The sequence below is a fragment of the Kitasatospora sp. NPDC051914 genome (assembly GCF_040680995.1).
Lineage (GTDB): Bacteria > Actinomycetota > Actinomycetes > Streptomycetales > Streptomycetaceae > Kitasatospora.
Genome location: NZ_JBFAXX010000008.1, coordinates 70,310 through 95,027 on the forward strand (window position 1 = coordinate 70,310; position 24,718 = coordinate 95,027).

Sequence of the window (24,718 nt, forward strand, 5' to 3'; positions counted from 1 at the left end):
CCCCCTCCGGACGGTGATCACGGGCACCGGGGACAATCGCCGGGCGCCCGCCGTTGTTCCCGCCCCGGCCGGTCGGCGCCGAACGATCGGAACCACCGATCGGCGGCCCCTCGGGGCGGGGCCGCCGCCCGGGCACCGTCAGGGCAGGGTGACGATCTGCCAGCGCTGGTTGGGGTTGGTCAGTTCGCCGCACTCGTGGACGTAGACGTTCTCGCCGTCGCTGTCGAGGCACTGCAGGGTCTGCTGGTTCTGCAGGGTGATCACCGGGCCGGCCTTGTTCTTCTCCCACCAGTGCTGGTAGCCGCTGCTGTTGCAGTCGTGTGCGTAGGCCGCGGTGCCGTTGTTGTCCAGACACTGGCCGGAGGCGACCCCCTTGTAGACGATGGAGCCGTCGCCGAGCTGGTCCCGGGCGAACTGCTGCCGCAGGTCGTCCTCGTGGCAGTCGCGCAGCTTGTAGTTGGAGCCGCCACCGCCGGGCGTGTCGAAGATGCACTTGCCGAACTTCGCGCTCTTGAACCGGACGAGCGGCCCGAACTCGGCGGAGGCCGCCGCCGCACCGGGCGCCGCGGTCAGCAAGGGTACGGCCAGGGCGGCGCTGAGCGCTGGCAGGAGGAGTCGGGCGGGGGTGGGCACGCGCACGGCGGTGCATCCTTTCGGGAGGTGAGTCCGCAGACCGGGGGACGGCAGCAGCGGAACGGACCCCGGCTGACGCACTGACAGGTCCGTTCCCGAACGATGCTAGATCGGCACAAATCGACACACCCGTGGAGCGCTGCCGCCCGGGGACGGCACCGCCCCCGGTGCGGCACCCGGTGCGCGGTGCTCAGTCCGTGTCGGCCCCGGCATCCGGGAAGTACAGGTCCTGGATCTCCAGACCCTCGGTGCCCAGCCGCGTCAGCTCCGCGTGCTCGCGCATCCGGCCCCCGTAGACCGGATGGTCCATCAACCCGGTGTACGTGTCGAAGTCCAGGTCCAGCAGGCCCGCCTCGTCGGCGAGGTAGACGTCCAGCCCCGGGTACATCACCGCCACGTACGGCAGGTCGTCGGTGTCGGTGACCAGCACCGGGTACTCCCCCGCCGAGTCCGGCTCGCCGACGTACAGCAGCCGCCGCGAGTCGGAGCCGCCGACCAGCGGGAAGCCGCGGCCCGGCAGCAGCGCCTCGAACTCGCCGAACATCGCCGCCCAGCCCTCCTCGCCGGGCCCGAAGCCGTACATCTCCTCGGTGGTTTCCGACAGGGAGCGGCCCGCCAGGGCGGGTGCCGACGGCTCCTCGTACCAGCCGAGGTCGACGGGCAGCCGGGAGTCGAAGGCGAGCCAGCGGCGCAGGCTCGGCGGCAGCGGCCGGCCGCCCGGCATCCGCAGCGCGTCGATGGCCTCCGGTGCGAGCGGCACCGGCTCCTCGTCCAGGTCGGGCATGTCGGCGGCCTCCCAGCCGTCCTCCCTGACCTTCGCGATGACCCGCTCGACCAGGGCCGCACCGTGCATGTCGTTCTCCATGCGCGGCACTGTGCCACACCCCTGTGACAGCCCCGCGGCCGTCCACCTGCCGAAATTCACGCGACGCCCCGGAGCGGCTCCGGCAGGATTCCCCACGTGCAGGACATCCTCTGCGGGCTCGCCGCCAATCCGGACACGCCGCCGGCCCTGCCCGCCGCCCGAAGCGATGGCGTCCCTGGTGGCCGGAGCGACGACTTGACCTGCGACTCCGGGCAGCTGCCCGGTGGCCGACGAGAGGTGACGCCATGACAGCCCTGTTCTACCGCGAGGCAGGCCCCGAGGATGCCGAGCAGGTGGCCCTGCTGCACGCCGACAGCTGGCGGCGCCACTACCGCGGCGCCTACTCCGACGCCTTCCTGGACGGCGACGTGCTCGGCGACCGCCGGGCCGTGTGGTCGACCCGGCTCGCCGTGCCCGCCGGCAGTGCGACCGTGCTGGCCGAGGACGCGGAGGGGCTGGCGGGATTCGTGCACCTCGTCCTCGACCACGACGGGCGCTGGGGCAGCCTGGTCGACAACCTGCACGTCGCGCACCGCAGGCACCGCACCGGCACGGGCACCGGGCTGCTGGCCCGGGCCGCCCGCACGGTCGCCGAGCGGGCGGCGGGGCCGTCCGTGTACCTCTGGGTCCTCGAACAGAACACGGACGCCCAGCAGTTCTACCGCGCCCGCGGCGGCACCTGCGTGGAGCGGACGGCCGTCCCACCCCCGGGCGGCGACCCGGCCCGGCTGCACGGCGCCCCCGCCAAGCTGCGCTTCGCCTGGCGCGACGCCGCGGCCCTGCTGCCCGCCCGGCCGCCGCACCCGGACCGCTGACGCCGCCCGCCCGGGGGCGTCCGCTCAGGCGCCGCTGCGCTCGGCGGCGCTGCGCTCGGCGGCGCTGCGCTCGACGCAGAACTCGTTGCCCTCCGGGTCGGCCAGGGTGACCCAGCCGGTGCCGTCCGGCCTGCGGTGGTCCGCGGCCAGCGCGGCGCCGAGGGCGAGCAGGCGCTCGACCTCCTCGTCGCGGGTGCGGTCCTGGGGCTGGACGTCCAGGTGGACGCGGTTCTTGACGGTCTTCGGCTCCGGCACGGTGACGAAGAGCAGTCCGCCGCCCTTGCTCTCGACCAGGCACTCGGGGTCGCCGGGCCGGTCGTCGTCGTGGACGGAGCTGTCCAGGACAGCCGCCCAGAAGGTGCCGAGCCGGTAGGCGTCGGCGCAGTCGATGGTGATGTGTCGCACGAGAGAAGCCATGGGCGCCACTATTGCCGTGTTGCGGCGCCGGGTCCATCCGTTTGCCGACGGAACGTCAGGCCCCACCGGCCCGAGAGTGCATTCGGGTGGTCGATTCGGAAGCCGCCCCCGAACGCCCCTCGTGGCGCACCCATGACCCTTGAAGACACGTCCTAGACTTGTCCCAGGGGCCCCGGAGCACCTCCGGCATCCGGACGCCACCGGAAGGAGGCCGCCGTGAGCAGGCTGCATTCCAGGGACGCGGCGGATGCGGCGAGCAAGGCCGTGAGCACGCTCCGCTACTCGGGAAACCCGGAGCAGGACCACCTCCTCGACGAGATCCAGCACCCCGAGACCACCAACGCCCTCTACGAGCTGGCCGCCCGGACGGCCCCGGAACGGACGGCGCAGCGGCCGGACGGCGACGGCGCCGCCCCACCGAAGGACTGAAGGCCGCCGGGCCGCTCCGCCGTAAATCCTTTGCCAGGGCGCCGCCGGGGCGTCGAGAATCCGCGGTATGGGCACTGACGCACGTTACGACCGGCGGCCGATCGACGCCGACCAGATCGGCGAGTGGCTGGAGCTGCTGGCCGCCATCGAGGCCGAGGACCGGGAGGACGAGCACCACGGCCCGGACGACCTCCACGAGTACCTGGCGGACCCGTACTGCGACTTCCCGCGCGGATCGATCGCCTTCTACGACGGGCCGAAGATGGTCGGCTACGGCTATCTGAAGGCCCGGACGGCCGCCGACCCGGTGCACGAGCTGTACTACCTGGGCGGCGTCCACCCGGCCCACCGCGGCCGCGGCATCGGCGCCGCACTGCTGGAGTGGGCGGAGCAGGCGGCGCTGCCGATCCACCTGGACCGCTACCCGGACCACCCGCTGACCCTCTACAGCTCCAGCCTGTCCCGCAACGCCCCCGCCGGGGAGCTGTACGCGGCGCACGGCTACACGGCGTCGCGCTGGTTCCACGGCATGACCCGCGACCTGCTGGAGCCGCTGCCCGACATCCCCGCACCGGACGGGGTCGAGGTCCGCGGCTTCACCCCCGAGCGCTCCGAGGACGTCCGGCTGGTGCGCAACGACGCCTTCCGCGACCACTGGGGCTCCACCGAGCAGACGGTGGAGAGCTGGGCCCACATGACGGCCAATCCGGCCTTCCGCCCGGGCCTGAGCTCCATCGCCTACGACACCGCGGACGGCGGCGCCGACGGCCGCCCGCTCGGCTTCGTGCTCGGCGAGGAGTACGCCGCGCACACCGAGGCCACCGGCGAGCGCGACCTCTACATCTCGCTGGTCGGCACCTGCCGCGCCGGCCGCAAGCGCGGCATCGCCTCCGCCCTGCTGGCGCACACCCTCGCCCAGGCCCGCGAGGACGGCTTCGCCACCGCCTCCCTCGGCGTCGACGCGGACTCCCCGACCGGCGCCCTCGGCCTCTACGGCCACGTCGGATTCACCGTCAAGGACACCTGGATCGCCCAGCTCAAGCCCCTCTGGGAGCCCGGCACCGAGTCCTGAACCGCTCCGGCGGAATGGCGGCCGTCCAGGACGAGGAGACGGGCGCAGCACGACGCCGCCGGCTGGCGCACCGCGTGCGAGGCCCTGGCCCTCCACCACGACGACCGCTGGAACGGGGCGCCCGAGTGCTCAGGCCAGGACCTCCAGGTAGTGCGGGTTGTGCATGATGCCGAGGATGTTGCCGAAGGGGTCGAGCACGGCGCCGGCCCGGAACGGGCCGTAGTTGCGGAGCGGCTCGTGCTCCTCGGCGCCGAGGTCCAGCAGCCGCGCCATCTCGGCGTCCACGTCGTCGACGTGCCAGTAGGCGACGACACCGGCCGGGGCTGAGGGGGTGCGGGAAATGCCGAACTCCTGCGAGTGGTCGCCGAGTCGGAACTCGATGTAGTCGGGCTGCTCGAAGTACGGTTCCAGACCCAGGACTTCGGTGTACCAGCTGCGCGCCCCGGCGAGGTCCTCGGCGTGGTAGCGGATGGTGGCGAGGCCACGGAATGTCGTCATGCCCGGTAGTGTGCCCCGCATACAGGCCAGTTCCTGGCCTCAATCGCCGACGGGTCGTCAGCGGCCGCTCAGCAGGTCGGCGGCGCGGGCGATCAGCGAGGTCCGTCCGAGCCCGGCCGCCTCGCGCCGGTCGGCCGCGCGGTAGGCGACGTACAGGCCGCGGATGCCGAGCCAGCGCAGCGGTTCGGGCTCCCAGCCGCGCACCTTGCGGCCGACCCAGGGCAGCCGGGTGAGTTCGGTGTCGTGGCCGAGCACCAGGTCCCGCAGGGTGCGGCCGGCGAGGTTGGCGGTGGCGACACCGTGGCCGACGTAGCCGCCGGCGGCGCCGAGCCCGGTCGCCGGGTCGAGCTGGACGGTGGCGCACCAGTCGCGGGGCACGCCGAGCACCCCGGACCAGGCGTGGTCGATCGGGGCGCCGGCCGCGGCGGGGAACAACCTGCCGAGCAGCTCGGCGAGGCCGCACTGCGTGGAGACGTGCGTCTCGCCGCGGGTGTCGACGTGCGAGCCGAAGCGGTAGGGGACGCCGCGGCCGCCGATGGCGATCCGGTCGTCCGCGGTGCGCTGGAGGTAGCAGTAGGCGTGCGCCTCGTCCCCCAGGACCTCGGCGCCCCGCCAGCCGATCTCGTCCCAGACCTGCCGGTCCAGCGGCGCGGTGACGATCATGCTGCTGTTCATCGGCACCCAGGTGCGGCGGTGGCCCGGCATCCCGGCGGTGAAGCCCTCCAGCGCGCGGACGACGTACCGGGCGCGGACGGTGCCACGGCGGCAGACGGCTGCGCCGGGGCGGATCGCGACGACCTCGGTGTCCTCGTACACGGTGACGCCGAGCCGTTCGACGGCGGCGGCGAGGCCGCGGACCAGCTTGGCCGGGTGGATGCGGGCGCTGTGCGGTGTCCACAGGGCGCCGCGAGCACCGGCGACGCGCACCCGGTCGGCGAGTTCGCCGGCGCCGAGGCGGACCATGTCCTGTTCGTCCCAGCCCTCGCCGCGCAGGGCGGGGAGGTGGGCGAGCATCCGCTGCTCCTGGACGGGGCCGACGGCGACGTGCAGCTCGCCGTCCTTGCGGATGTCGGCGTCGATGCCCTCGGCGGCGGCCACCGAGACCACTTCGTCGACGGTGGCGAACATGGCCTTCTGCATGGCCGCGGCGGCGGGCCGGCCGTGGGCGGCGGCGTAGCGGCGGAACTGGCCGGGCAGCGCGGAGGTGAGCCAGCCGCCGTTGCGGCCGGAGGCGCCGAACCCGGCGAACTCCTTCTCCAGGACGGCGATCCGCAACGAGGGCTCGGCCTGCTTGAGGTAGTAGGCGGTCCACAGGGCGGTGTAGCCGCCGCCGACGAGGGCGACGTCCACGTCGAGGTCGCCGTCCAGGGCCGGGCGGCGGTCGGGCAGGCCGTCGGCGGCGTACCAGAAGGAGACGGCACCGTTGGTGCGGGCGGGTCCGGCGGGCCGGGTGGGGCTCATGTTCACTGCCTCGGTGGGGGTCGGTCCGGTCGGAGAGGTCGGTCAGTCCGGGGTGGCCGGGCTGATGATCCAGAGCACCTCGGCGGGGCCGTCCGAGGTGTTGGCCACCCGGTGCGGTGCGGAGGTGCGGTAGTCGAGGCTGTCGCCGGTGTGCAGGGTGTACGGGTGCCCGTCGAGCTCGACGGTGACGCTGCCGGCGAGGACGACCAGGATCTCCTGGGAGTCGCCGTGGCTGTACGCCTCCTCACCGGTCGAGGTGCCGGGGTCGAACTCGCCCGCGTAGACCTCCAGGTGGGAGAGCGGCCGCTGCGAGACGAGGTACTTGCGGGTGCCGGGGGCGGCGTGCAGGGCGGGGCGCTCGGCACGGCGGACGACGCGGGGGCCTGCGGGGGTGTCCTGGTCGAAGAGGTCGGCCATGGCGAGGCCGAGGGCGCCGGCGATCCTGCGGAGCATCCCGATGCTGGCGCCGGCGAGGCCGCGTTCGACCTGGCTGAGGAAGCCGGGGCTGGCGCCGGCCGCCTCACCGAGGCCGCGCAGCGACAGGCCGCGCATCTCCCGGTAGCCGCGGATGCGGGCGCCGAGGGCCAGCAGGTCCGCATCCGGTGCGGCGGCGGCCGTCTGATCGGTCATGGGGCACCCGGTTCGGCTCGGACGGACGGGCGAGGGACACCGACCAAACGATGCGTTCGATCAGGCGGAACACACCGTATGCCGCTCGACGGGGCGGCACAAGGGGCCGCAGGACACGCCGTTGCGCCCGCTTCCGGCTGAGTCCGTTCGAGCGACCCTGTCGGCCGTTCGCCCGGGCGGAGGAGCACGGACGCTGCTATGAAAAGCATTGAGTCCGTTTTGTCCGGTCTCATCCCCGTTTCTAGGAGGCATCCACATGGGTGCTACGGCTACCACTGCCCAGGCCGAAGGCCAGGGCGGGGCACCGGCCGGCAAGCAGCCGCCGGTGCACATCCTCTGGATCAACGCCGGTCTGAGCTGTGACGGCGACTCGGTCTCGCTGACCGCCGCGATGCAGCCGAGCATCGAGGAGATCGTCACCGGCGCCCTGCCGGGTCTGCCGGAGGTCGCGGTGCACTGGCCGCTGATCGACTTCGAGTGCGGCCCGGTGCAGGGCGCGGACAACTTCGTCGAGTGGTTCTTCAAGGCCGACCGCGGCGAACTCGAGCCGTTCGTGCTGGTGGTGGAGGGATCCATCCCCAACGAGTCGATCAAGCCCGAGGGCTACTGGTGCGGCTTCGGCGACGACCCGGAGACCGGCCAGCCGATCACCACCAGCGAGTGGCTCGACCGCCTCGCGCCCAAGGCCACCGCCGTGGTCGCGATCGGCACCTGTGCCACGTACGGCGGAATCCATGCCATGGCGGGCAATCCGACCGGCGCGATGGGTGTGCCCGACTACCTGGGCTGGGACTGGACGTCCAAGGCCGGGCTGCCGATCGTCTGCGTGCCGGGCTGTCCGATCCAGCCGGACAACTTCTCCGAGACGCTGACCTACCTGCTGTACCAGTTGGCGGGTTCGGCCCCGATGATCCCGCTGGACGACAAGCTGCGGCCGACCTGGCTGTTCGGCGCAACCGTCCACGAGGGCTGCGACCGCGGCGGCTACTACGAGCAGGGACAGTTCGCGGAGGCGTACGGCGAGCCGGAGTGCCTGGTGAGGCTCGGCTGCTGGGGCCCCGTCGTCAAGTGCAACGTGCCCAAGCGCGGCTGGATCAACGGCGTCGGCGGCTGTCCGAACGTGGGCGGCGTCTGCATCGCCTGCACCATGCCCGGCTTCCCGGACAAGTTCATGCCCTTCATGGACGAGCCCCCGGGCGCCCGGGTCTCCGTCACCGCCAGCGAGGCCTACGGGGCCGCCATCCGCCGCCTGCGCTCCATCACCGCGAGGACGGTGGACAAGGAGCCCAAGTGGCGGCGCACCGGCCGCAAGCTGACCACCGGTTACCGCACCCCCTGGTGACCGCACCGGACGCCGCGCGCCGGACGGGCGCGCGGCGTCCACCCCTGCTCCCCGACGCAACGACGAAGGGCACACACTCCCGATGGCGACGACAGCGAAGCCGACCGGCGACGGCCTGATGGAGATGTCCTGGGACCCGATCACCCGGATCGTGGGCAGCCTGGGCATCCACACGAAGATCGATTTCAAGCAGAAGAAGGTCGCCGAGTGCTACAGCACCTCGTCGGTCTTCCGCGGCTACAGCGTGTTCATGCGCGGCAAGGACCCGCGCGACGCGCACTTCATCACCAGCCGGATCTGCGGCATCTGCGGCGACAACCACGCCACCTGTTCGGTCTACACGCAGAACATGGCGTACGGGGTGAAGCCCCCGCACCTGGGCGAGTGGATCATCAACCTCGGCGAGGCCGCCGAGTACATGTTCGACCACAACATCTTCCAGGAGAACCTGGTCGGGGTCGACTACTGCGAGAAGATGGTCCGCGAGACCAACCCCGGCGTGCTGGATCGCGCCGAGCGCACCGAGGCGCCGCACGCCGCCGAGCACGGCTACAAGACCATCGCCGACATCATGCGCTCGCTCAACCCCATCGAGGGCGAGTTCTACCGCGAGGCGCTGCAGGTCAGCCGGTACACCCGGGAGATGTTCTGCCTGATGGAGGGCCGCCACGTGCACCCCTCCACGCTCTACCCCGGCGGCGTCGGCACGGTCGCCACCGTGCAGCTGTTCACCGACTACCTCAGCCGGCTGACCCGCTACGTGGAGTTCATGAAGCGCGTCGTCCCGCTCCACGACGACCTCTTCGACTTCTTCTACGAGGCCCTGCCCGGCTACGAGGAGGTCGGCCGCCGCCGCATCCTGCTCGGCTGCTGGGGCAGCCTCAACGACCCCGACCACTGCGACTTCACGTACCGCAACATGACGGACTGGGGCCGGCGGATGTTCGTCACCCCGGGCGTGATCGTCGACGGAAAGCTCGTCACCAACGACCTCACCCAGATCAACCTGGGCATCCGCATCCTGCTCGGCAGCTCCTACTACCAGGACTGGGAGGGGCAGGAGCTCTTCGTCACCCACGACCCGCTCGGCAACCCCGTCGACCCGCGGCACCCGTGGAACCAGCACACCATCCCGCAGCCGCAGAAGCGGAACTTCGACGACAAGTACAGCTGGGTGATGTCCCCGCGCTGGTTCGACGGCAAGGACCACCTCGCCCTGGACACCGGCGGCGGCCCGATCGCCCGCCTGTGGTCCACCGCGCTCTCCGGCCTGGTCGACATCGGCTACGTCAAGGCCACCGGCCACAGCGTCGTCATCAACCTGCCGAAGACCATGACCAAGCCGGAGACCACCTTCGAGTGGAAGATCCCGCAGTGGTCCAACGCGCTGGAGCGCAACCGCGCCCGCACCTACTTCCAGGCCTACGCCGCCGCCTGCGCACTGCACTTCGCCGAGAAGGCGCTGGAGGAGGTCCGCGCCGGGCGCACCCAGACCTGGGAGAAGTTCGAGGTGCCGGACGAGTCCATCGGCTGCGGCTTCACCGAGGCCGTCCGCGGCGTGCTGTCGCACCACATGGTGATCCGCGACGGCAAGATCGCCAACTACCACCCGTACCCGCCGACCCCGTGGAACGCCAGCGTCCGCGACAGCTACGGCACCCCGGGACCGTACGAGGACGCGGTGCAGAACACGCCGATCTTCGAGGAGAACTCCCCGGAGAACTTCAAGGGCATCGACATCATGCGGGCCGTGCGCAGCTTCGACCCGTGCCTGCCCTGCGGCGTGCACATGTACGTCGGCGACGGCCGGACCGTGCAGAAGATGCACGTCCCCACCGGTCTGAGCGGGCTCGCCTGATGACCGCGGAGACGGCCGGCCGGCGCGTCCAGGAAGTCCTGGACCGCCTGGCCGGCGAGGCGGACGAGGCGGCCGTCGCCGCGGCCGAGGACCTCGTCCGCGAGCTCATGGCGTTCTACGGCGAGGGCCTGGCCCGGCTGGTCGCGCTGCTGACGGCGAACGGCGCCGCCGTGCCGGCCGCGCTGCTCGACGACCAGGTGGTGTCCGGGCTGCTGGTGCTGCACGAACTCCACCCGGAGGGCGTGCAGCAGCGGATCAGGCGGGCGCTCGCCTCCCTCCCCGGGCGCCCGGCCGAGCTGATCGGCTACGCCTCCGAGACCGGGTCGGTGCGGCTGCGCACCGCCCCCGGCGGCTGCGGCTGCGGCGGCGAGGAGTCGCTGCGGCGGGACGTGGCGGCCGCACTCGCCTGCTTCGCCCCCGAGGTGACGGACATCCGGCTGGAGCAGGCCGCCCCGCAGCCCGCCCTGCTGCAGATCGGCCGGCGGCCCCCGGTGGGGGCGGACGCCGGATGACCACGCCCGCCACCGACGCCCCGGGCGGGGGCGCCGCGGTCCTGCGCCGACTGCGCAGACCCGCGGCGCCCCGCCCGGAACGCTGCACCTTCTGCGGTGCCGGACTCCCCCCGGAGCACCGGCACCTCGCCGACACCTCCCGGCGCGCGCTCGCCTGTGCCTGCACCGCCTGCGCCATGCTGTTCGAGCAGCCCGGCGCGGCCGGCGGCCGGTACCGCGGCGTGCCCCGCCGCTACCTGGTCGACCCCGGCCACGGCATCGACGGCGCCGACTGGGAGGCGCTGCAGATCCCGGTCTCCACCGTCTTCTTCCTCCGCAACGCCGAACTGGACCGGCTGGTCGCGCTCTACCCGAGCCCGGCCGGCCCCGCGGAGAGCGAACTCGACCCGGAGTCCTGGCAGGCCGTCCTCGGCCGCACCCGGCTCGCGGCGATGCTGGAACCGGACGTCGAGGCGCTGCTGCTGCGCCGTGCCCACGGCGTGACGACCTGTCACCTGGTGCCGGTCGACGCCTGCTACGAACTGGTCGGGCGGATGCGGCTGCACTGGCAGGGCTTCGACGGCGGCCCCGCGGCCCGCGCCGAGCTGGACGGCTTCTTCGACCGCCTCGCCGGCCTCGCCCGGCCCCTGACCGAGGACACCGCGTGACGACCTGTGACCTGACCTTCGACTGCACCGGGGTGCAGGGCGACCGGTACGCCGCCGGGCCGACCCTGCTCTTCCGGCTGCGGATCGGCTCCGGCGGCGCCCGGGTGCACGCCCTGGCGCTCCGCTGCCAGCTGCGCATCGAGCCCGCGAGGCGCAGCTACGACGACACGGAGGCCGAGCGGCTCGGCGACCTCTTCGGCGAGCGGTCCCGCTGGGGCACCAGCCTGAACCCGGTGCAGTTCGCGCAGGTCCCGCTGATGGTGCCGGGCTTCACCGGCAGCACCGAGGTGGAGCTGCCGGTGCCGGTCAGCTACGACCTGGACATCGCGGCGACCCGCTACTTCGCCTCGCTCACCGACGGCGACGCGCCGCTGCTGATGCTGTTCTCCGGCACCGTCTTCACCGGCGCGGACGGCTTCGCCGTGCAGCCGGTGCCCTGGCACAAGGAGACCAGGGTCCGCCTGCCGGTGCGGGTGTGGCGGGAGGCGATGGAGCAGCACTTCCCCGGCTGCGGCTGGCTGCGGCTCCCCCGGGACACCATGGACGAGCTGCTGGCGTACCGCTCCCGGCACGGACTGCCCTCCTGGGAGGCCACCGTGCGCGCGTTGCTGGCCGCCGCGGGCAGCCCCGCCCTGGCCGAGGAGGCAGCCCGATGAGCACCGTCCGCCCCGCCGCCGAGCGGTTCGCCGGCGCCCGGCAGATCGCCGACGCCGTACTGTTCGAGGGCTACGTGCTGTACCCGTACCGGGCCTCGTCCGCCAAGAACCGGCTGCGCTGGCAGTTCGGCGTCCTGGTGCCGCCGGGCTTCGGCGAGGGCAGCGGCGAACACCCCGACCAGTGCACCGAGCTCCTGGTGGAGCCGCGGCGCGGCGCCACGATCAGCGCCGAACTGCGCTTCCTGCGCGTCCAGCGGCGCACCGTGCAGCGGCTGCGCGAGGACGGCGGGCACGAGGACACCACGGCCCTGGAGCTCGCCGACCGGGTCCTGACGCCGTGGGACGAGGGCGCCGAGGAGCGCGTCCAGCTGTCCGCGACCGTCGACGAGCTGCTGGAGGGCGAGGTCGCCGTGCCGGTGCACTGCCCGGCCCGCACCGAGATCGAGGCGGTGCGCGAGGGCGAGGACGGGCGGACGGTCGGCCGGACGGTGCGGCGCTGCGCCCAGGTCGACGGCGTGCTGCGGGTGCGGCTGCAGCCGCTGCCCGGCCCCTACGCGGCGTACCGGCTGCGCGCGGTGGTGGAGAACACCACGGCGTGGACGGCCGGCCCCGGGGAGGGCCGGGAGGAGGCGCTGGCGCACTCGCTGGTCTCCGCGCACCTGCTGCTCGGCCTGGACAGCGGCTCCTTCGTGTCGATGACCGACCCGCCGGAGTGGGCCAAGGAGGCCGTCGCCGAGTGCCGGAACCGGCGCACCTGGCCGGTGCTGGCCGGCGACGACGGCCGCGCCGACGTGGTGCTGTCCTCCCCGATCATCCTGGAGGACCACCCGCAGGTGGCGCCGGAGAGCCCCGGCTCGCTGTACGACGGCACCGAGATCGACGAGATCCTGGCGCTGCGCACCTCCGCACTGACCGAGCGGGAGAAGCGGGAGGCCCGCGGCACGGACGAGCGGGCCGGCGCCGCGGTCGACCTGGCGGACTCGCTGCCGCCGGAGGTGATGGAGCGTCTGCACGGTGCAATGCGGGCGCTGCGCGAGGTGACGGCGGGCCCGCCCGCGGAGGCCGCCGTCCCCGGCGTCCGCCCCGACACCCCGTGGTGGGACCCGGGCGGCGACCCGGGCGTGGACCCGGCCCGCGACCGGGTGGTGATCGACGGCCGCACGGTCGGCGCGGGCGACAGGGTCGTGCTGCGGCCCGGCCGGCGCCGCACCGACGCCCAGGACCTCTTCCTGCAGGGCCGCACCGCGCTGGTCGAGGCGGTGCTGCAGGACGTCGACGGTGCGGTGCACCTGGCGGTGACCGTGGAGGGCGACCCGGGCGCCGACCTGTGGCGGGCCCAGGGCCGCTTCCTGTACTTCCAGCCGGACGAACTCGCCCTCGCGGAGGAGTCATGACGGACCGCCGGGAGACCGCAGGCCGGGTCCTGGTCGCCGGGGTCGGCAACATCTTCCTCGGCGACGACGGCTTCGGCGTCGAGGCGGTGCGCAGGCTCACCGGCCGCCCGCTGCCCGAGGGCGTCGAGGTGGCCGACATCGGGGTGCGCGGCGTGCACCTGGCGTACCGGCTGCTGGACGGCTACGACACGCTCGTCCTGGTCGACGCCACCGAACGCGGCGGCACTCCGGGCACGGTGTACCTGCTGGAGGCACCGGCGCCCGGTGCCATCGAGCCGCAGGCGCCCGCCCTGGACGGCCACCGGATGGGCCCGGACGCCGTCCTGGCGCTGCTCGCCACGCTCAGCGCCGGCACCGGCGGCAGCCCGCCGCGGCAGGTGTTCGTGGTGGGCTGCGAACCGGAGTCCGTCGAGGAGGGCATGGGGCTCAGCGCCCCGGTCGCCGCGGCCGTGGACGAGGCCGTCGCCGTGGTCCTCCGGCTCCTCGACGGCGGGCCCGCCGACCTTCCCGAACCAAGACCGACCGGCAATCGGGGGGTGGGTGAAGGAGCGGCGTCAGGGCCGAGTCCGGGCGGTGCCGACGAGGGAGTAGCAGCGGAGCTGCGGCGACCGAGGAGAAGCCGTTCGGGCGAGAGCCATGGCGCCGCGACGCCGCCCCCGATTGCCGGCCGGTCTTAGACACCACCGACAGAGAGGCACCCTCATGCGCAAGCTCCTGATCGTCCTTCTGAGCGCCGCTGCCACCGCCGTGCTCGTGCAGAGCCTTCCGGACATCAAGCGGTACCTGCACATCCGGCGGATGTGACCGCGGCGCGATGCTGCGAATGGCGTAAGCCCGCGCCGCCCGTCCGGCGCGGCGCACCCGGCACCCCGGGGCAGCGGCCTGTAATGGTGGCCGACCGGACGGTCACCGCCTCCAGCCGCGGAACGGGGTGCCGATGCACGAGATGTCGATCGCCATGGCCGTGGTGGAGCAGGTGGCGCAGGCCTCCCCCGAGGAGGCCGGCCGGGTCGAGTCGGTGGTGCTGCAGGTCGGCGAACTGGCCGGCGTGGTGCCCGACTCGCTGCACTTCTGCTTCGGACTCGCCTGCGCCGGAACGGTCCTGGAAGGCGCCGAGCTGGTCGCCGAGACCGTTCCGGGGCAGGCGAGGTGCACGGCCTGCGGCACCGGCTGGGCGGTCGGGATGCCGCCGGAGCTGACCTGCCCGGGGTGCGGCGACGGCGCCGGCACCGAGCTCGTGGCCGGGCGGGAGCTGCAGATCCGCAGCGTCCGCTGGGCGGACCGTCCGGCGTACGCCGACCAGGAAGGCTGACGCCATGTGCCGAGTCATCGACCTCCAGCAGGCCGTGCTCGCCCGCAACGAGGACGCCGCCCGGGAACTGCGGGCGGCGCTCACGGCCCGCGGCACCGTCGCGGTGAACCTGCTCTCCAGCCCGGGCAGCGGCAAGACCGCGCTGCTGGAGGCCGAGTTGGTGCTCGCCGGGCAGCGCGGCATCCCCGCCGCCGCCCTCACCGCGGACCTCGCCACCGAGAACGACGCCCTGCGGCTGGCCCGTTCCGGCGCCCCCGTCAAGCAGGTGCTCACCGACGGGCTGTGCCACCTGGAGGCGGCGATGCTCGCCCGCCACCTGGACGGCTGGCTGCCGGACGACACCCGGCTGCTCTTCGTGGAGAACGTCGGCAACCTGGTCTGCCCGGCCTCGTACGACCTCGGGGAGAGCCTGCGGGTGGCGCTCGCCTCGGTGACCGAGGGCGAGGACAAGCCGCTGAAGTACCCGACCGCCTTCGGGCTGGCCCACCTGGTGGTGGTGACCAAGGCGGATCTCGCGGACGCGGTCGGCTTCGACGAGAAGTCCTTCCTCGCCAACATCGAGCGGGTCAACCCGGGGGTCGAGGTGGTCTTCACCTCGGCGCGCACCGGGGAGGGCGTCGGGCAGCTGCTGGACCGCGCCTGCGCCGTGCTGGACGGCGGCGCCGTGCACCGGCCGGTGATGGGCGTGCCCGCCGCCGGGCACCACCACGGGCCGCCGCAGACCGCCGGTCACGGCCACAGTCACGAGGGCGGCCACCTGCACAGCCACGGGCACGCGCACGGGGCACCGGCGGAGCTGCCGCTGGACGCCTCGTGACGGCCGAGCCGTCGGCGCCGTCCGTCGAGCGCCGCCGGGTCCGGGTCGGCGGCATCGTGCAGGGCGTGGGGTTCCGCCCGTTCGTGCACTCGCTCGCCGGGGAGCTGCAACTGGCCGGGCACGTCACCAACACCGGCGAGGGCGTGCTCGCCGAGGTGGAGGGCCGCCCCGACGCCGTCGAGGCGTTCTGCCGGCGGATCGCCGGCGACGCACCGCCGCTGGCCCGGGTCCTCTCCGTGCTGCACGAGGCGATCGAGGCCACCGGCGACCCGGGCTTCGCCATCGTGCCGTCCACGGGCGGCGGCGGCAGCCGCACCCTCATCCCGGCGGACACCGCCACCTGCGCCGACTGCCTGGCCGAACTCGCCGACCCGGCCGACCGGCGGCACCGCCACCCGTTCATCACCTGCACCCACTGCGGGCCGCGGTTCACCATCGTCACCGGCCTGCCGTACGACCGGGCCGCCACGACCATGGCCGGTTTCCCGATGTGCGAGGACTGCTCCCGCGAGTACCGCGACCCGGCCGACCGGCGCTTCCACGCCCAGCCGATCTGCTGCCACGCCTGCGGGCCCACCCTCTCGCTCACCGTGCCCGGGCGGGCGCCGCGCACCGGTGCCCAAGCGCTGGACGGCGCCCGGGCGATGCTGGCCGCCGGCGCCGTGCTCGCCGTCAAGGGCCTCGGCGGCTACCACCTGGTGTGCGACGCGGGCAGCGGCGCCGCCGTCGCGGAACTCCGCAGGCGCAAGCGCCGCGGCGACAAACCCTTTGCGGTGATGGCCGGTTCGACCGCACAGGCGGCCGCGCTGGTGCACCTCGGCGACGCCGAGCGGGAGGCCCTCGAGTCGCCCGCCCGCCCGATCGTGCTGCTGCGCCGCAGGCCGTACGAGGACGGGATCGCCGGCGGTGTCGCACCGCGCTGCCCCGACCTCGGCATCATGCTGCCGTACACCCCGCTGCACCGGCTGCTGCTCGGCCTGCCCGGCGACCCGGACGGGCCGCGGCTGCTGGTGATGACCAGCGGCAATCTGTCCGGCGAGCCCATCGTCACCGACGACGACGAGGCGCTGGAGCGCCTCGCGCCGCTGGTGGACGGCTGGTTGGCGCACAACCGGCCGATCCACGTGCCCTGCGACGACTCGGTGGTACGGGTCGTGGACGGCGAGGTGCTGCCCGTCCGGCGCTCGCGCGGCTACGCCCCGCTGCCGGTGCCGCTGCCGGTCGAGGTCCGCCCGGTGCTCGCGGTCGGCGGCGACCTCAAGAACACCTTCGCCCTGGCCGCGGGCCGCACCGCCTGGCCGTCCGGGCACGTCGGCGACATGGACGACCTGGCCACGCTCGCCGGATTCGGCCGCGCCGTACGCCAGTTGGCGGCCGTCACCGGGGTGCGTCCGGAGCTGCTGGCGGCCGACCGGCATCCGCGGTACCGCTCCGCCCTGTGGGCGCGCCGCGAGGCCGGCAGGCGCGAGGTCCGCACCGTGCAGCACCACCACGCGCACATCGCCTCCGCGATGGCCGAGCACGGCCTGGACGGCACCGGGAAGGTCATCGGCGTCGCCTTCGACGGCACCGGCTACGGCGAGGACGGCGCGGTCTGGGGCGGCGAGGTCCTGCTCGCCGACTACGACGGCTTCGAGCGCTTCGCACAGCTCGGCTACGTGCCGCTGCCCGGCGGGGACGCCGCGGTGGAGCGGCCGTACCGGATGGCCCTCGCCCACCTGTACGCGGCGGGCCTGCCCTGGGCTCCCGAGCTGCCCTGCACGACGGCCTGCCCGGCCGAGGAACTGGCAGTTCTGAAGCAGCAGTTGGCGCGCGAGCTGAACTGCGTGCCGACCTCCAGCATGGGCCGGCTGTTCGACGCCGTCTCCTCGCTGGCCGACGTCTGCCACCGGGTCGGCTACGAGGCGCAGGCCGCCGTGGAGTTGGAGGCGGCCGCGCTGGACGCGGCTGCGGACGACCGGCCGTACGCCTTCGGGCTGCGGCCGGGCGCGGGCGACGGTGCGGCCGCGCTGGTCGCCGACCCGGGCCCGGTGCTCGCGGCCGTGGTGGCCGACGTCGCGGCCGGGGCGCCCGCCGGGGTCGTCGCCCGGCGCTTCCACTCGGCCGTGGCCGCCCTGGTGGAGCGGCTGTGCACCGAGGCGCGCGAGCGGACCGGGCTCACCACCGCGGCGCTGACCGGCGGGGTGTTCGGCAACGCCCTGCTCACCGAGGACTGCCTGCACCGGCTGCGGGCGGCCGGCTTCACCGTGCTGCGGCACCGGCTGGTGCCGCCCAACGACGGCGGTCTGGCGCTCGGCCAGCTCGTGGTCGCCGCCCGGACCGGCAGCTGAAGACCGGGGGCAAGCCGCCCCCGGAGGACGAACGAGGAGACTCCGATGTGCCTGGCGGTGCCCGGCAGGGTGATGGAGATCGAGGAGCGCGACGGCACCCGGATGGCCGTCGTGGACTTCGGCGGCGTGGTCAAGGACGTGTGCCTGGAGTACCTGCCCGACCTGGCGGTCGGTGAGTACGCGATCGTGCACGTCGGGTTCGCGCTGCAGCGCCTGGACGAGGAGTCGGCCCGCCGCACGCTCGAACTCTTCGAGGAACTGGGCCTGCTGCAGGAGGAGTTCGGTGATCCGTGGGAGGCCGCCGCGGGCGCCCCGAAGGAGGCGGAGAAGAAGTGAAGTACCTGGAGGAGTTCCAGAACCCGGACCTCGCCCGGCGGCTGCTGGACGACATCCGCGCGTCGGTCACCCGGCCGTGGGCGCTGATGGAGGTCTGCGGCGGCCAGACGCACACCATCATCCGGCACGGCATCGACCAACTGCTGCCCGAAGGGATCGAGTTGATCCACGGGCCGGGCTGCCCGGTGTGCGTCACCCCGCTGGAGGTGATCGACAAGGCGCTGGAGATCGCCTCCCGGCCCGAGGTGATCTTCTGCTCGTTCGGCGACATGCTGCGGGTGCCGGGCACCGACCGCGACCTGTTCCGGGTGCGCGGCGAGGGCGGCGACGTCCGCGTGGTGTACTCGCCGCTGGACGCACTGCGGGTGGCCGAGCAGAACCCGGACAAGCAGGTGGTGTTCTTCGGCATCGGCTTCGAGACCACCGCCCCGCCCAACGCCATGACGGTGTACCAGGCGAAGAAGCGCGGCATCGGCAACTTCAGCCTGCTGGTCTCCCACGTGCGGGTGCCCCCGGCCATCGAGGCGATCATGCAGTCGCCCGAGTGCCGGGTGCAGGGCTTCCTCGCCGCCGGGCACGTCTGCTCCGTGATGGGCACCGCCGAATACCCGGAACTCGCCGAGCGGTTCAAGGTGCCGATCGTGGTCACCGGCTTCGAGCCGCTGGACATCCTCGAGGGCATCCGCCGCACCGTCCGCCAACTGGAGCGCGGCGAGCACACCGTGGACAACGCGTACCCGCGAGCGGTGCGGGACGAGGGCAACCCGGCCGCGCAGGCCATGCTCGCCGACGTCTTCGAGACCACCGACCGGGCCTGGCGCGGCATCGGCACCATCCCGCAGAGCGGCTGGCGGCTCTCCTCGCGCTACCGCGAATTCGACGCCGAGCACCGCTTCGACGTGGGCGGCGTGAACACCTGCGAGCCGGCCGCCTGCCGGGCCGGCGAGGTGCTGCAGGGGCTGCTCAAGCCCCACCAGTGCGAGGCCTTCGGCACCGAGTGCACCCCGCGCAACCCGCTGGGCGCGACCATGGTCTCCAGCGAGGGCGCCTGCGCCGCCTACTACCTGTACCGCCGCCTGGGTGCGCCCGCCGCGCCCGCCGCCCCGCTGGAGGCGAGCCCCGTTGCTTGACACCGACACCCTCGCCGCCCCCGACTTCTCCAACTGGTCCTGCCCGCTGCCGCTGCGCGACCACCCGCGGGTGGTGATGGGGCACGGCGGCGGCGGGGCGCTCTCCGCCGAACTCGTCGAGCACGTCTTCGCGCCCGCCTTCGGCGGCCCGGTGCTGGCCGCGCTCGGCGACTCCGCGGCCGTCACCCTCGGCGGGGTGCGGCTCGCCTTCTCCACCGACTCCTACGTGGTGCGGCCGCTGTTCTTCCCCGGCGGCAGCATCGGCGACCTGGCCGTCAACGGCACCGTCAACGACCTGGCGATGAGCGGCGCCACGGCCGCCTACCTGTCCTGCGGGTTCATCCTGGAGGAGGGCGTGGAGACCGCCCAGGTGGCCCGGGTCGCCCAGGCGCTCGGCGCCGCGGCACGGGCCGCCGGGGTCGAGGTGGCCACCGGCGACACCAAGGTCGTCGAGGCCGGCCGCGGCGACGGGATCTACCTCAACACCGCCGGCATCGGGCTGATCCCGGCCGGGGTCGACATCCGGCCGCAGCGCGCCGAACCGGGCGACGTGGTGATCGTCAGCGGGGCGATCGGGCTGCACGGCGTCGCCGTGATGAGCGTCCGCGAGGGCCTGGAGTTCGGGGTCGGCGTGCAGAGCGACTGCGCCCCGCTCGGCGGCCTGGTGCAGGCGATGCTGGCGGTCGCCCCGGACCTGCACGTACTGCGCGACCCCACCCGCGGTGGGCTCGGCGCCTCGCTCAACGAGATCGCGGCGGCGGCCGGGGTCGGCGTGGTCGTCCAGGAGCGCAGCATCCCCGTCCCGCCGGAGGTCGCCAACGCCTGCGCGATCCTCGGCCTCGACCCGCTGTACGTGGCCAACGAGGGCAAGCTGGTCGCGTTCGTGCCGCGGGAGCACGCCGAGGCGGTGCTGGCGGCGATGCGGGCGCACCCGCTCGGCGCGGGCGCGGCGGTGATCGGCGAGTGCGTGGCCGACCACCCCGGGATGGTGGTCGCACGGACCGCACTCGGCGGGACGCGGGTGATCGACCTGCCGGTCGGCGAGCAGCTGCCGCGGATCTGCTGAGTGGTACCGCCGCCGGTCACGGCGCGGCGAGCAGCCGGGTGCCTTCCGGCAGCTCGCCGCGCCGTGCCTGTGCGGCGAGCTGCTCCGCGACGGTGGCGCGCATCCGGTCGGCGGCGCGGCCGAGCGGGATGTCCCGGCCGTGCGCGAGCGAGATGGTGCGGCCGAGGCCGGCACCGGTGAAGCGGGCGGTGGGCAGGCCGGAGCGGGCCGCGACCATCGCGGGCACCACGGCGGGCCCGAGCCCGGCCCGGACGAAGCCGAGCACCGCGTCCATCTCGCCGCCCTCGACCGCGAAGCGCGGCTCGAAGCCGGCCTCCCGGCAGGCCGCCAGGGTGGCGTCGCGCAGTGCGTACCCGGCGCGGAACATCACCAGCGGCCGATCGCGCAACTCCTCGACGGCGACGGCCTGGTGGGGCAGCGGCCGGGCGGACACCAGCACCAGGTCCTCGTGCAGCAGCGGGGTGACCGCGAGCGTCGGCAGGGTGCCGCCGCCCGGGCTCGGGGAGACGATCAGCGCCAGGTCCAGCTCACCGGCGTCCAGCGCGGCCACCAGATCGCCGGAGCCGCCCTCGCTGATCTGCAGGTCGACACCGGGGAAGCGGCCCCTGAAGGCTCCCAGCACGTCCGGCAGCAGGCTGACGCAGAGACTGGGCGGCGCACCGAGGCGGACCCGGCCGCGGCGCAACTGGACGGTCTCCTGGACGGCCAGGCGGGCACTGTCGGTGTCGGCGAGGATGCGGCGGGCCAGCGGCAGCAGGGCCTCGCCCGCATCGGTGGGGGTGGTGGCACCGCGGGTGCGGTGCAGCAGTTCGGCGCCCAGCTCCCGCTCCAGCGCCTTGATCTGCTGGGAGAGCGAGGGCTGCGCGACGTGCAGCCGCTCGGCGGCCCGGGTGAAGTTGCCGAGCTCGGCGACGGCGGTGAAGTAGCGGAGCTGCTGGAGTTGCACGATGCCAACCTAGGGTCACCCACGCGCCCCTGGGGTGCGTCGCCTTTCCATAGCCTGAGCCTATCGTGGCGAGCCTTTTCATGTCTTGGACGTGGGGTGGGGCTCGTTCCTAGCGTGGAGCGCATGGCTCTGGCGACTGGAACGCGTCGGCCCCGGCACGCCCTGGCGGCGCTGTGGGGTTCGACGATCGGCAAGAAGGCGGTGATGGCCGCCAGCGGTGCGGTGATGCTGCTGTACCTGGTGGCCCACATGCTGGGGAATCTGAAGATCTTCTTCGGGCCGGACGACCTCAACGGCTACGCGGCGTGGCTGCGCACGGTCGGACAGCCCTTCCTCGGGCACGCGTGGTTCCTGTGGATCGCCCGGCTGGTGCTGCTGGCCTCGGTGGTGGCGCACGGCGTCGCCGCGTACCAGCTGAGCCGGCGCGATCTGGCGGCGCGGCCGCAGAAGTACGCGCGGCGCCGGGCGCGGGCGAGCTATGCGACCCGGACGATGCGCTGGGGCGGGGTGATCCTGGCGCTGTTCATCGTCTGGCACATCCTGGACCTGACCACGCTGACGGTGAACCCGCGGGCCGAGGAGGGCCACCCGTACCAGAACGTGGTGGCGTCCTTCTCCACCTGGTACGGCGGCGGGATCTACATCGTGGCCATGCTGGCCGTCGGGCTGCACGTGCGGCACGGATTCTGGAGCGCCGCGCAGACCCTCGGCCTCAACGATGCGCGCCGCGACCGGGTGTTGAAGGCGACGGCGAACGTACTGGCGCTGGTGCTGACGGCCGGGTTCCTCGCCGTGCCGGTGGCCGTGATGATCGGAGCGGTGAAGTGACCCCGTACCTCGACTACACCGTCGGCGAGCCGGTCGTCGACACCAAGGCGCCCGCCGGGCCGATCGAACAGCGCTGGGACCGGCGGCGGTTCGAGGCGAAGCTGGTCAACCCGGCGAACCGCCGCAAGCACACCGTGATCGTGGTCGGCACCGGCCTGGCCGGCGCCTCGGCCGGGGCGACGCTCGCCGAACAGGGTTACCGGGTGGTGCAGTTCTGCTTCCAGGACTCACCGCGCAGGGCGCACTCGATCGCCGCACAGGGCGGCATCAACGCGGCGAAGAACTACCGCAACGACGGCGACAGCGTGCGACGGCTGTTCTACGACACCGTCAAGGGCGGCGACTTCCGGGCGCGGGAGTCCAACGTGCACCGGCTGGCGCAGATCTCGGTGGAGATCATCGACCAGTGCGTGGCGCAGGGCGTGCCGTTCGCCCGCGAGTACGGCGGCCTGCTGGACACCCGATCGTTCGGCGGGGTGCAGGTGCAGCGGACCTTCTACGCCCGCGGGCAGACCGGCCAGCAGCTGCTGCTCGGCGCCTACCAGGCGCTGTCGCGGCAGATCGCCGGCGGCGGGGTGGAGATGCACCCGCGCACCGAGATGCTCGACCTGGTGGTGGCCGGCGGCCGGGCCCGCGGGATCGTCGCCCGCGACCTGGTGACCGGCGAGGTCGGCACGCACCTCGCGGACGCGGTGGTGCTGGCCACCGGCGGGTACGGCAACGTCTTCCACCTGTCGACCAACGCCAAGAACTCCAACGCCACCGCGGTCTGGCGGGCGCACCGCCGCGGCGCGTGGTTCGGCAACCCGTGCTTCACCCAGATCCACCCGACGTGCATCCCCCGCTCGGGCGACCACCAGTCGAAGCTCACCCTGATGAGCGAGTCGCTGCGCAACGACGGCCGGATCTGGGTGCCGAAGGCGGCCGGGGACACCCGCCCGCCCGCGGAGATCCCCGAGGCCGAACGGGACTACTACCTGGAGCGGATGTACCCGTCCTTCGGCAACCTGGTGCCGCGCGACATCGCCTCCCGCGCCGCCAAGGCGGTCTGCGACGAGGGCCGCGGCGTCGGGCCGGGCGGCCAGGGCGTGTACCTGGACTTCGCGGACGCCATCGCCCGGCTGGGCCGGGACACGGTCTCCGCGCGCTACGGCAACCTCTTCGAGATGTACGAGCGGATCACCGCGGAGGACCCGTACCGGGTGCCGATGCGGATCTACCCCGCAGTGCACTACACCATGGGCGGGCTGTGGGTGGACTACGACCTGCAGACCACCGTGCCGGGCCTGTTCGCGATCGGCGAGGCCAACTTCTCCGACCACGGCGCCAACCGGCTCGGCGCCAGCGCCCTGATGCAGGGCCTGGCCGACGGCTACTTCGTCCTGCCGCCGGCGCTCAACGACTACCTGGCGCGGCAGGGTTCGGAGCCGCTCGACCCCGGTGACCCGCAGGTCGCCGGCGTCCGGCAGGAGGTGGTGGACCGGCTGGAGCGGCTGCTCGCGGTGCGCGGCGACCGCACCCCCGAGTCCTTCCACCGCGAACTCGGCCGGATCATGTGGGACGACTGCGGGATGGCCCGCACGGACGCCGGGCTGCGCCGCGCGCTCGCCCGCATCCCGGAACTGCGCGAGGAGTTCTGGCGGCGGGTCACCGTGCCGGGCAGCGGGGAGAGCCTCAACCAGCAGCTGGAGAAGGCCAACCGGGTCGCCGACCACCTCGAACTCGCCGAGCTGATGTGCCTGGACGCACTCCACCGCACCGAGTCCTGCGGCGGCCACTTCCGCGAGGAGAGCCGCACCGCACAGGGCGAGGCGCTGCGCGACGACGAGGCCTTCTCGTACGCCGCCGCCTGGGAGTTCACCGGCACCGGCCGCGCCCCCGTGCTCCACCGGGAGCAGCTCTCCTTCGAGTACGTCCACCCCACCCAGCGGAGCTACGCATGAACCTCACCCTGCGGATCTGGCGGCAGGCCGGCCCGGACGAGCCCGGCGGCTTCACCACCTACCAGGTCGGGGAGATCAGCCCCGACATGTCCTTCCTGGAGATGCTGGACACCCTCAACGAGACGCTGGCGCTGCGCGGCGAGGAGCCGGTGGCCTTCGACCACGACTGCCGCGAGGGGATCTGCGGCGCCTGCGGCATGGTCATCGACGGGCAGGCGCACGGCCCGCAGCCGACCACCACCTGCCAGTTGCACATGCGGCACTTCGAGGACGGCGCGACCGTCGACGTGGAGCCGTGGCGGGCCGCGGCGTTCCCGGTGGTCAAGGACCTGGTGGTGGACCGCTCCGCACTGGACCGGGTGATCGGCGCCGGCGGGTACATCACCGCGCCGACCGGCAGCGCACCGGAGGCGCACGCCACGCCGGTGCCCAAGGAGGCGGCGGACGCGGCCTTCGAGCACGCCGCCTGCATCGGCTGCGGGGCCTGCGTGGCGGCCTGCCCGAACGGCTCGGCGATGCTGTTCACGGCGGCGAAGGTGGTGCACCTCAACCTGCTGCCGCAGGGCGCACCCGAGCGGTCGGGCCGGGTACGGGGCATGGTCGGGGCGATGGACGCCGAGGACTTCGGCGGCTGCACCAACACCGGCGAATGCGCGACGGCCTGTCCCAAGGGCATCCCGCTGTCGGCGATTTCGACACTGAACCGGGAGTTCCTGCGGAGCACCTTGCGGTGACGCGATTCGTACGGCGACCCGCATCCGGATCGCGCAGTTCTCCCCCA

At 73.5% G+C, this 24,718-nt stretch carries 26 protein-coding genes; 19 read left to right on the forward strand and 7 right to left on the reverse strand.

Going from position 1 to position 24,718, the window contains the following annotated elements; translation table 11 throughout:
• Positions 1 to 138 precede the first annotated feature (138 nt).
• Entirely contained in the window at positions 139 to 639 is a 501-nt protein-coding gene (locus AB0M03_RS07795) for a ricin-type beta-trefoil lectin domain protein (protein WP_363489588.1), read from the reverse strand.
• Between the two features lie 184 nt (positions 640 to 823).
• A complete protein-coding gene (locus AB0M03_RS07800; RefSeq protein ID WP_363489590.1) occupies positions 824 to 1,498 on the reverse strand; it encodes a hypothetical protein in 675 nt (224 codons plus the stop codon).
• Positions 1,499 to 1,743: 245 nt separating this feature from the next.
• Here AB0M03_RS07800 and AB0M03_RS07805 point away from each other — a divergent pair, with 245 nt between their 5' ends.
• Positions 1,744 to 2,313, forward strand: coding sequence for a GNAT family N-acetyltransferase (locus AB0M03_RS07805; RefSeq protein ID WP_363489592.1), 570 nt, complete (start codon positions 1,744 to 1,746; stop codon positions 2,311 to 2,313).
• A gap of 24 nt (positions 2,314 to 2,337) precedes the next feature.
• On the opposite strand, the gene AB0M03_RS07810 is transcribed toward AB0M03_RS07805, so the two are convergent.
• Positions 2,338 to 2,730: a VOC family protein gene (locus tag AB0M03_RS07810; protein WP_363489594.1), complete on the reverse strand. Its 393-nt coding sequence runs from the start codon at positions 2,728 to 2,730 to the stop codon at positions 2,338 to 2,340.
• 216 nt (positions 2,731 to 2,946) lie between these two features.
• Between AB0M03_RS07810 and AB0M03_RS07815 the strand changes: the two genes are divergently transcribed.
• Both AB0M03_RS07815 and AB0M03_RS07820 read left to right on the forward strand, forming a co-directional pair.
• Positions 2,947 to 3,159 (forward strand): hypothetical protein, encoded by a 213-nt coding sequence (locus AB0M03_RS07815; RefSeq protein ID WP_363489596.1) that lies wholly within the window; start codon positions 2,947 to 2,949, stop codon positions 3,157 to 3,159.
• A gap of 67 nt (positions 3,160 to 3,226) precedes the next feature.
• Positions 3,227 to 4,231 carry a GNAT family N-acetyltransferase gene (locus AB0M03_RS07820; protein ID WP_363489598.1) on the forward strand — a complete coding sequence of 335 codons (1,005 nt, stop codon included), beginning with the start codon at positions 3,227 to 3,229 and terminating at the stop codon, positions 4,229 to 4,231.
• 129 nt (positions 4,232 to 4,360) lie between these two features.
• Here AB0M03_RS07820 and AB0M03_RS07825 read toward each other — a convergent pair whose 3' ends face one another.
• Genes AB0M03_RS07825 through AB0M03_RS07835 form a run of 3 tightly spaced genes read right to left on the reverse strand, consistent with a single transcriptional unit; the run spans position 4,361 to position 6,820 of the window.
• Positions 4,361 to 4,729 (reverse strand): VOC family protein, encoded by a 369-nt coding sequence (locus tag AB0M03_RS07825; RefSeq protein ID WP_363489600.1) that lies wholly within the window; start codon positions 4,727 to 4,729, stop codon positions 4,361 to 4,363.
• 57 nt (positions 4,730 to 4,786) lie between these two features.
• The gene (locus tag AB0M03_RS07830) at positions 4,787 to 6,190 is read right to left on the reverse strand and encodes an FAD-binding oxidoreductase (RefSeq protein WP_363489602.1); all 1,404 of its coding nucleotides are present in this window, start codon (positions 6,188 to 6,190) and stop codon (positions 4,787 to 4,789) included.
• A gap of 42 nt (positions 6,191 to 6,232) precedes the next feature.
• Entirely contained in the window at positions 6,233 to 6,820 is a 588-nt protein-coding gene (locus AB0M03_RS07835; RefSeq protein WP_363489604.1) for a cupin domain-containing protein, read from the reverse strand.
• 256 nt (positions 6,821 to 7,076) lie between these two features.
• On the opposite strand from AB0M03_RS07835, the gene AB0M03_RS07840 reads away from it, so the two are divergent.
• From AB0M03_RS07840 to hypE, 13 genes are all read left to right on the forward strand, one after another.
• The gene (locus AB0M03_RS07840) at positions 7,077 to 8,162 is read left to right on the forward strand and encodes a hydrogenase expression protein HypE (RefSeq protein WP_363489606.1); all 1,086 of its coding nucleotides are present in this window, start codon (positions 7,077 to 7,079) and stop codon (positions 8,160 to 8,162) included.
• A gap of 82 nt (positions 8,163 to 8,244) precedes the next feature.
• Positions 8,245 to 10,020: a nickel-dependent hydrogenase large subunit gene (locus tag AB0M03_RS07845; protein ID WP_363489608.1), complete on the forward strand. Its 1,776-nt coding sequence runs from the start codon at positions 8,245 to 8,247 to the stop codon at positions 10,018 to 10,020.
• Positions 10,020 to 10,532, forward strand: a complete 513-nt coding sequence (locus AB0M03_RS07850) for a hypothetical protein (RefSeq protein WP_363489610.1) — start codon at positions 10,020 to 10,022, stop codon at positions 10,530 to 10,532. Before AB0M03_RS07845 ends, AB0M03_RS07850 begins: the two co-directional genes overlap by 1 nt.
• Positions 10,529 to 11,179 (forward strand): DUF5947 family protein, encoded by a 651-nt coding sequence (locus AB0M03_RS07855; protein WP_363489612.1) that lies wholly within the window; start codon positions 10,529 to 10,531, stop codon positions 11,177 to 11,179. Before AB0M03_RS07850 ends, AB0M03_RS07855 begins: the two co-directional genes overlap by 4 nt.
• Positions 11,176 to 11,835, forward strand: coding sequence for a DUF6084 family protein (locus AB0M03_RS07860; protein WP_363489614.1), 660 nt, complete (start codon positions 11,176 to 11,178; stop codon positions 11,833 to 11,835). Before AB0M03_RS07855 ends, AB0M03_RS07860 begins: the two co-directional genes overlap by 4 nt.
• Positions 11,832 to 13,229, forward strand: a complete 1,398-nt coding sequence (locus AB0M03_RS07865; RefSeq protein WP_363489616.1) for a hypothetical protein — start codon at positions 11,832 to 11,834, stop codon at positions 13,227 to 13,229. The genes AB0M03_RS07860 and AB0M03_RS07865 overlap by 4 nt, the downstream gene beginning before the upstream one ends.
• Positions 13,226 to 13,906, forward strand: coding sequence for a hydrogenase maturation protease (locus tag AB0M03_RS07870; protein WP_363489618.1), 681 nt, complete (start codon positions 13,226 to 13,228; stop codon positions 13,904 to 13,906). The genes AB0M03_RS07865 and AB0M03_RS07870 overlap by 4 nt, the downstream gene beginning before the upstream one ends.
• Before the next feature lie 260 nt (positions 13,907 to 14,166).
• Positions 14,167 to 14,541, forward strand: a complete 375-nt coding sequence (locus AB0M03_RS07875) for a hydrogenase maturation nickel metallochaperone HypA (protein ID WP_363489620.1) — start codon at positions 14,167 to 14,169, stop codon at positions 14,539 to 14,541.
• 4 nt (positions 14,542 to 14,545) lie between these two features.
• Positions 14,546 to 15,358 (forward strand): hydrogenase nickel incorporation protein HypB, encoded by an 813-nt coding sequence (gene hypB, locus AB0M03_RS07880; protein ID WP_363489622.1) that lies wholly within the window; start codon positions 14,546 to 14,548, stop codon positions 15,356 to 15,358.
• Positions 15,355 to 17,688, forward strand: coding sequence for a carbamoyltransferase HypF (gene hypF / locus AB0M03_RS07885; RefSeq protein ID WP_363489624.1), 2,334 nt, complete (start codon positions 15,355 to 15,357; stop codon positions 17,686 to 17,688). Before hypB ends, hypF begins: the two co-directional genes overlap by 4 nt.
• A 45-nt stretch (positions 17,689 to 17,733) precedes the next feature.
• Complete coding sequence (locus AB0M03_RS07890) at positions 17,734 to 18,024, forward strand: HypC/HybG/HupF family hydrogenase formation chaperone (RefSeq protein ID WP_363489626.1); 291 nt, start codon at positions 17,734 to 17,736, stop codon at positions 18,022 to 18,024.
• A complete protein-coding gene (gene hypD, locus AB0M03_RS07895) occupies positions 18,021 to 19,154 on the forward strand; it encodes a hydrogenase formation protein HypD (protein WP_363489628.1) in 1,134 nt (377 codons plus the stop codon). Before AB0M03_RS07890 ends, hypD begins: the two co-directional genes overlap by 4 nt.
• Positions 19,147 to 20,220, forward strand: a complete 1,074-nt coding sequence (hypE, locus tag AB0M03_RS07900; protein WP_363489630.1) for a hydrogenase expression/formation protein HypE — start codon at positions 19,147 to 19,149, stop codon at positions 20,218 to 20,220. Before hypD ends, hypE begins: the two co-directional genes overlap by 8 nt.
• A gap of 16 nt (positions 20,221 to 20,236) precedes the next feature.
• Here hypE and AB0M03_RS07905 read toward each other — a convergent pair whose 3' ends face one another.
• Entirely contained in the window at positions 20,237 to 21,166 is a 930-nt protein-coding gene (locus AB0M03_RS07905) for a LysR substrate-binding domain-containing protein (protein WP_363489632.1), read from the reverse strand.
• Positions 21,167 to 21,289: 123 nt separating this feature from the next.
• On the opposite strand from AB0M03_RS07905, the gene AB0M03_RS07910 reads away from it, so the two are divergent.
• From AB0M03_RS07910 to AB0M03_RS07920, 3 genes are read left to right on the forward strand one after another with little or no spacing between them, the layout of a single operon-like run.
• Positions 21,290 to 21,994, forward strand: coding sequence for a succinate dehydrogenase cytochrome b subunit (locus AB0M03_RS07910; protein WP_363489634.1), 705 nt, complete (start codon positions 21,290 to 21,292; stop codon positions 21,992 to 21,994).
• Positions 21,991 to 23,937, forward strand: coding sequence for a fumarate reductase/succinate dehydrogenase flavoprotein subunit (locus AB0M03_RS07915; RefSeq protein WP_363489636.1), 1,947 nt, complete (start codon positions 21,991 to 21,993; stop codon positions 23,935 to 23,937). Before AB0M03_RS07910 ends, AB0M03_RS07915 begins: the two co-directional genes overlap by 4 nt.
• The gene (locus tag AB0M03_RS07920; protein WP_363489638.1) at positions 23,934 to 24,671 is read left to right on the forward strand and encodes a succinate dehydrogenase/fumarate reductase iron-sulfur subunit; all 738 of its coding nucleotides are present in this window, start codon (positions 23,934 to 23,936) and stop codon (positions 24,669 to 24,671) included. Before AB0M03_RS07915 ends, AB0M03_RS07920 begins: the two co-directional genes overlap by 4 nt.
• The last annotated feature ends 47 nt before the right edge of the window (positions 24,672 to 24,718 follow it).

Bases quoted from the DNA above. Each gene is read 5' to 3' on its own strand.
- AB0M03_RS07865 (WP_363489616.1), top strand. From the start codon at position 11,832: ATGAGCACCGTCCGCCCCGCCGCCGAGCGGTTCGCCGGCGCCCGGCAG.
- AB0M03_RS07835 (WP_363489604.1), bottom strand. From the start codon at position 6,820: ATGACCGATCAGACGGCCGCCGCCGCACCGGATGCGGACCTGCTGGCC.
- AB0M03_RS07890 (WP_363489626.1), top strand. From the start codon at position 17,734: ATGTGCCTGGCGGTGCCCGGCAGGGTGATGGAGATCGAGGAGCGCGAC.
- AB0M03_RS07830 (WP_363489602.1), bottom strand. From the start codon at position 6,190: ATGAGCCCCACCCGGCCCGCCGGACCCGCCCGCACCAACGGTGCCGTC.
- AB0M03_RS07805 (WP_363489592.1), top strand. From the start codon at position 1,744: ATGACAGCCCTGTTCTACCGCGAGGCAGGCCCCGAGGATGCCGAGCAG.
- AB0M03_RS07800 (WP_363489590.1), bottom strand. From the start codon at position 1,498: ATGGAGAACGACATGCACGGTGCGGCCCTGGTCGAGCGGGTCATCGCG.
- AB0M03_RS07910 (WP_363489634.1), top strand. From the start codon at position 21,290: ATGGCTCTGGCGACTGGAACGCGTCGGCCCCGGCACGCCCTGGCGGCG.
- AB0M03_RS07825 (WP_363489600.1), bottom strand. From the start codon at position 4,729: ATGACGACATTCCGTGGCCTCGCCACCATCCGCTACCACGCCGAGGAC.
- AB0M03_RS07870 (WP_363489618.1), top strand. From the start codon at position 13,226: ATGACGGACCGCCGGGAGACCGCAGGCCGGGTCCTGGTCGCCGGGGTC.
- AB0M03_RS07840 (WP_363489606.1), top strand. From the start codon at position 7,077: ATGGGTGCTACGGCTACCACTGCCCAGGCCGAAGGCCAGGGCGGGGCA.
- hypB (WP_363489622.1), top strand. From the start codon at position 14,546: ATGTGCCGAGTCATCGACCTCCAGCAGGCCGTGCTCGCCCGCAACGAG.
- AB0M03_RS07855 (WP_363489612.1), top strand. From the start codon at position 10,529: ATGACCACGCCCGCCACCGACGCCCCGGGCGGGGGCGCCGCGGTCCTG.
- AB0M03_RS07845 (WP_363489608.1), top strand. From the start codon at position 8,245: ATGGCGACGACAGCGAAGCCGACCGGCGACGGCCTGATGGAGATGTCC.
- AB0M03_RS07875 (WP_363489620.1), top strand. From the start codon at position 14,167: ATGCACGAGATGTCGATCGCCATGGCCGTGGTGGAGCAGGTGGCGCAG.
- AB0M03_RS07920 (WP_363489638.1), top strand. From the start codon at position 23,934: ATGAACCTCACCCTGCGGATCTGGCGGCAGGCCGGCCCGGACGAGCCC.
- AB0M03_RS07810 (WP_363489594.1), bottom strand. From the start codon at position 2,730: ATGGCTTCTCTCGTGCGACACATCACCATCGACTGCGCCGACGCCTAC.
- AB0M03_RS07850 (WP_363489610.1), top strand. From the start codon at position 10,020: ATGACCGCGGAGACGGCCGGCCGGCGCGTCCAGGAAGTCCTGGACCGC.
- AB0M03_RS07820 (WP_363489598.1), top strand. From the start codon at position 3,227: ATGGGCACTGACGCACGTTACGACCGGCGGCCGATCGACGCCGACCAG.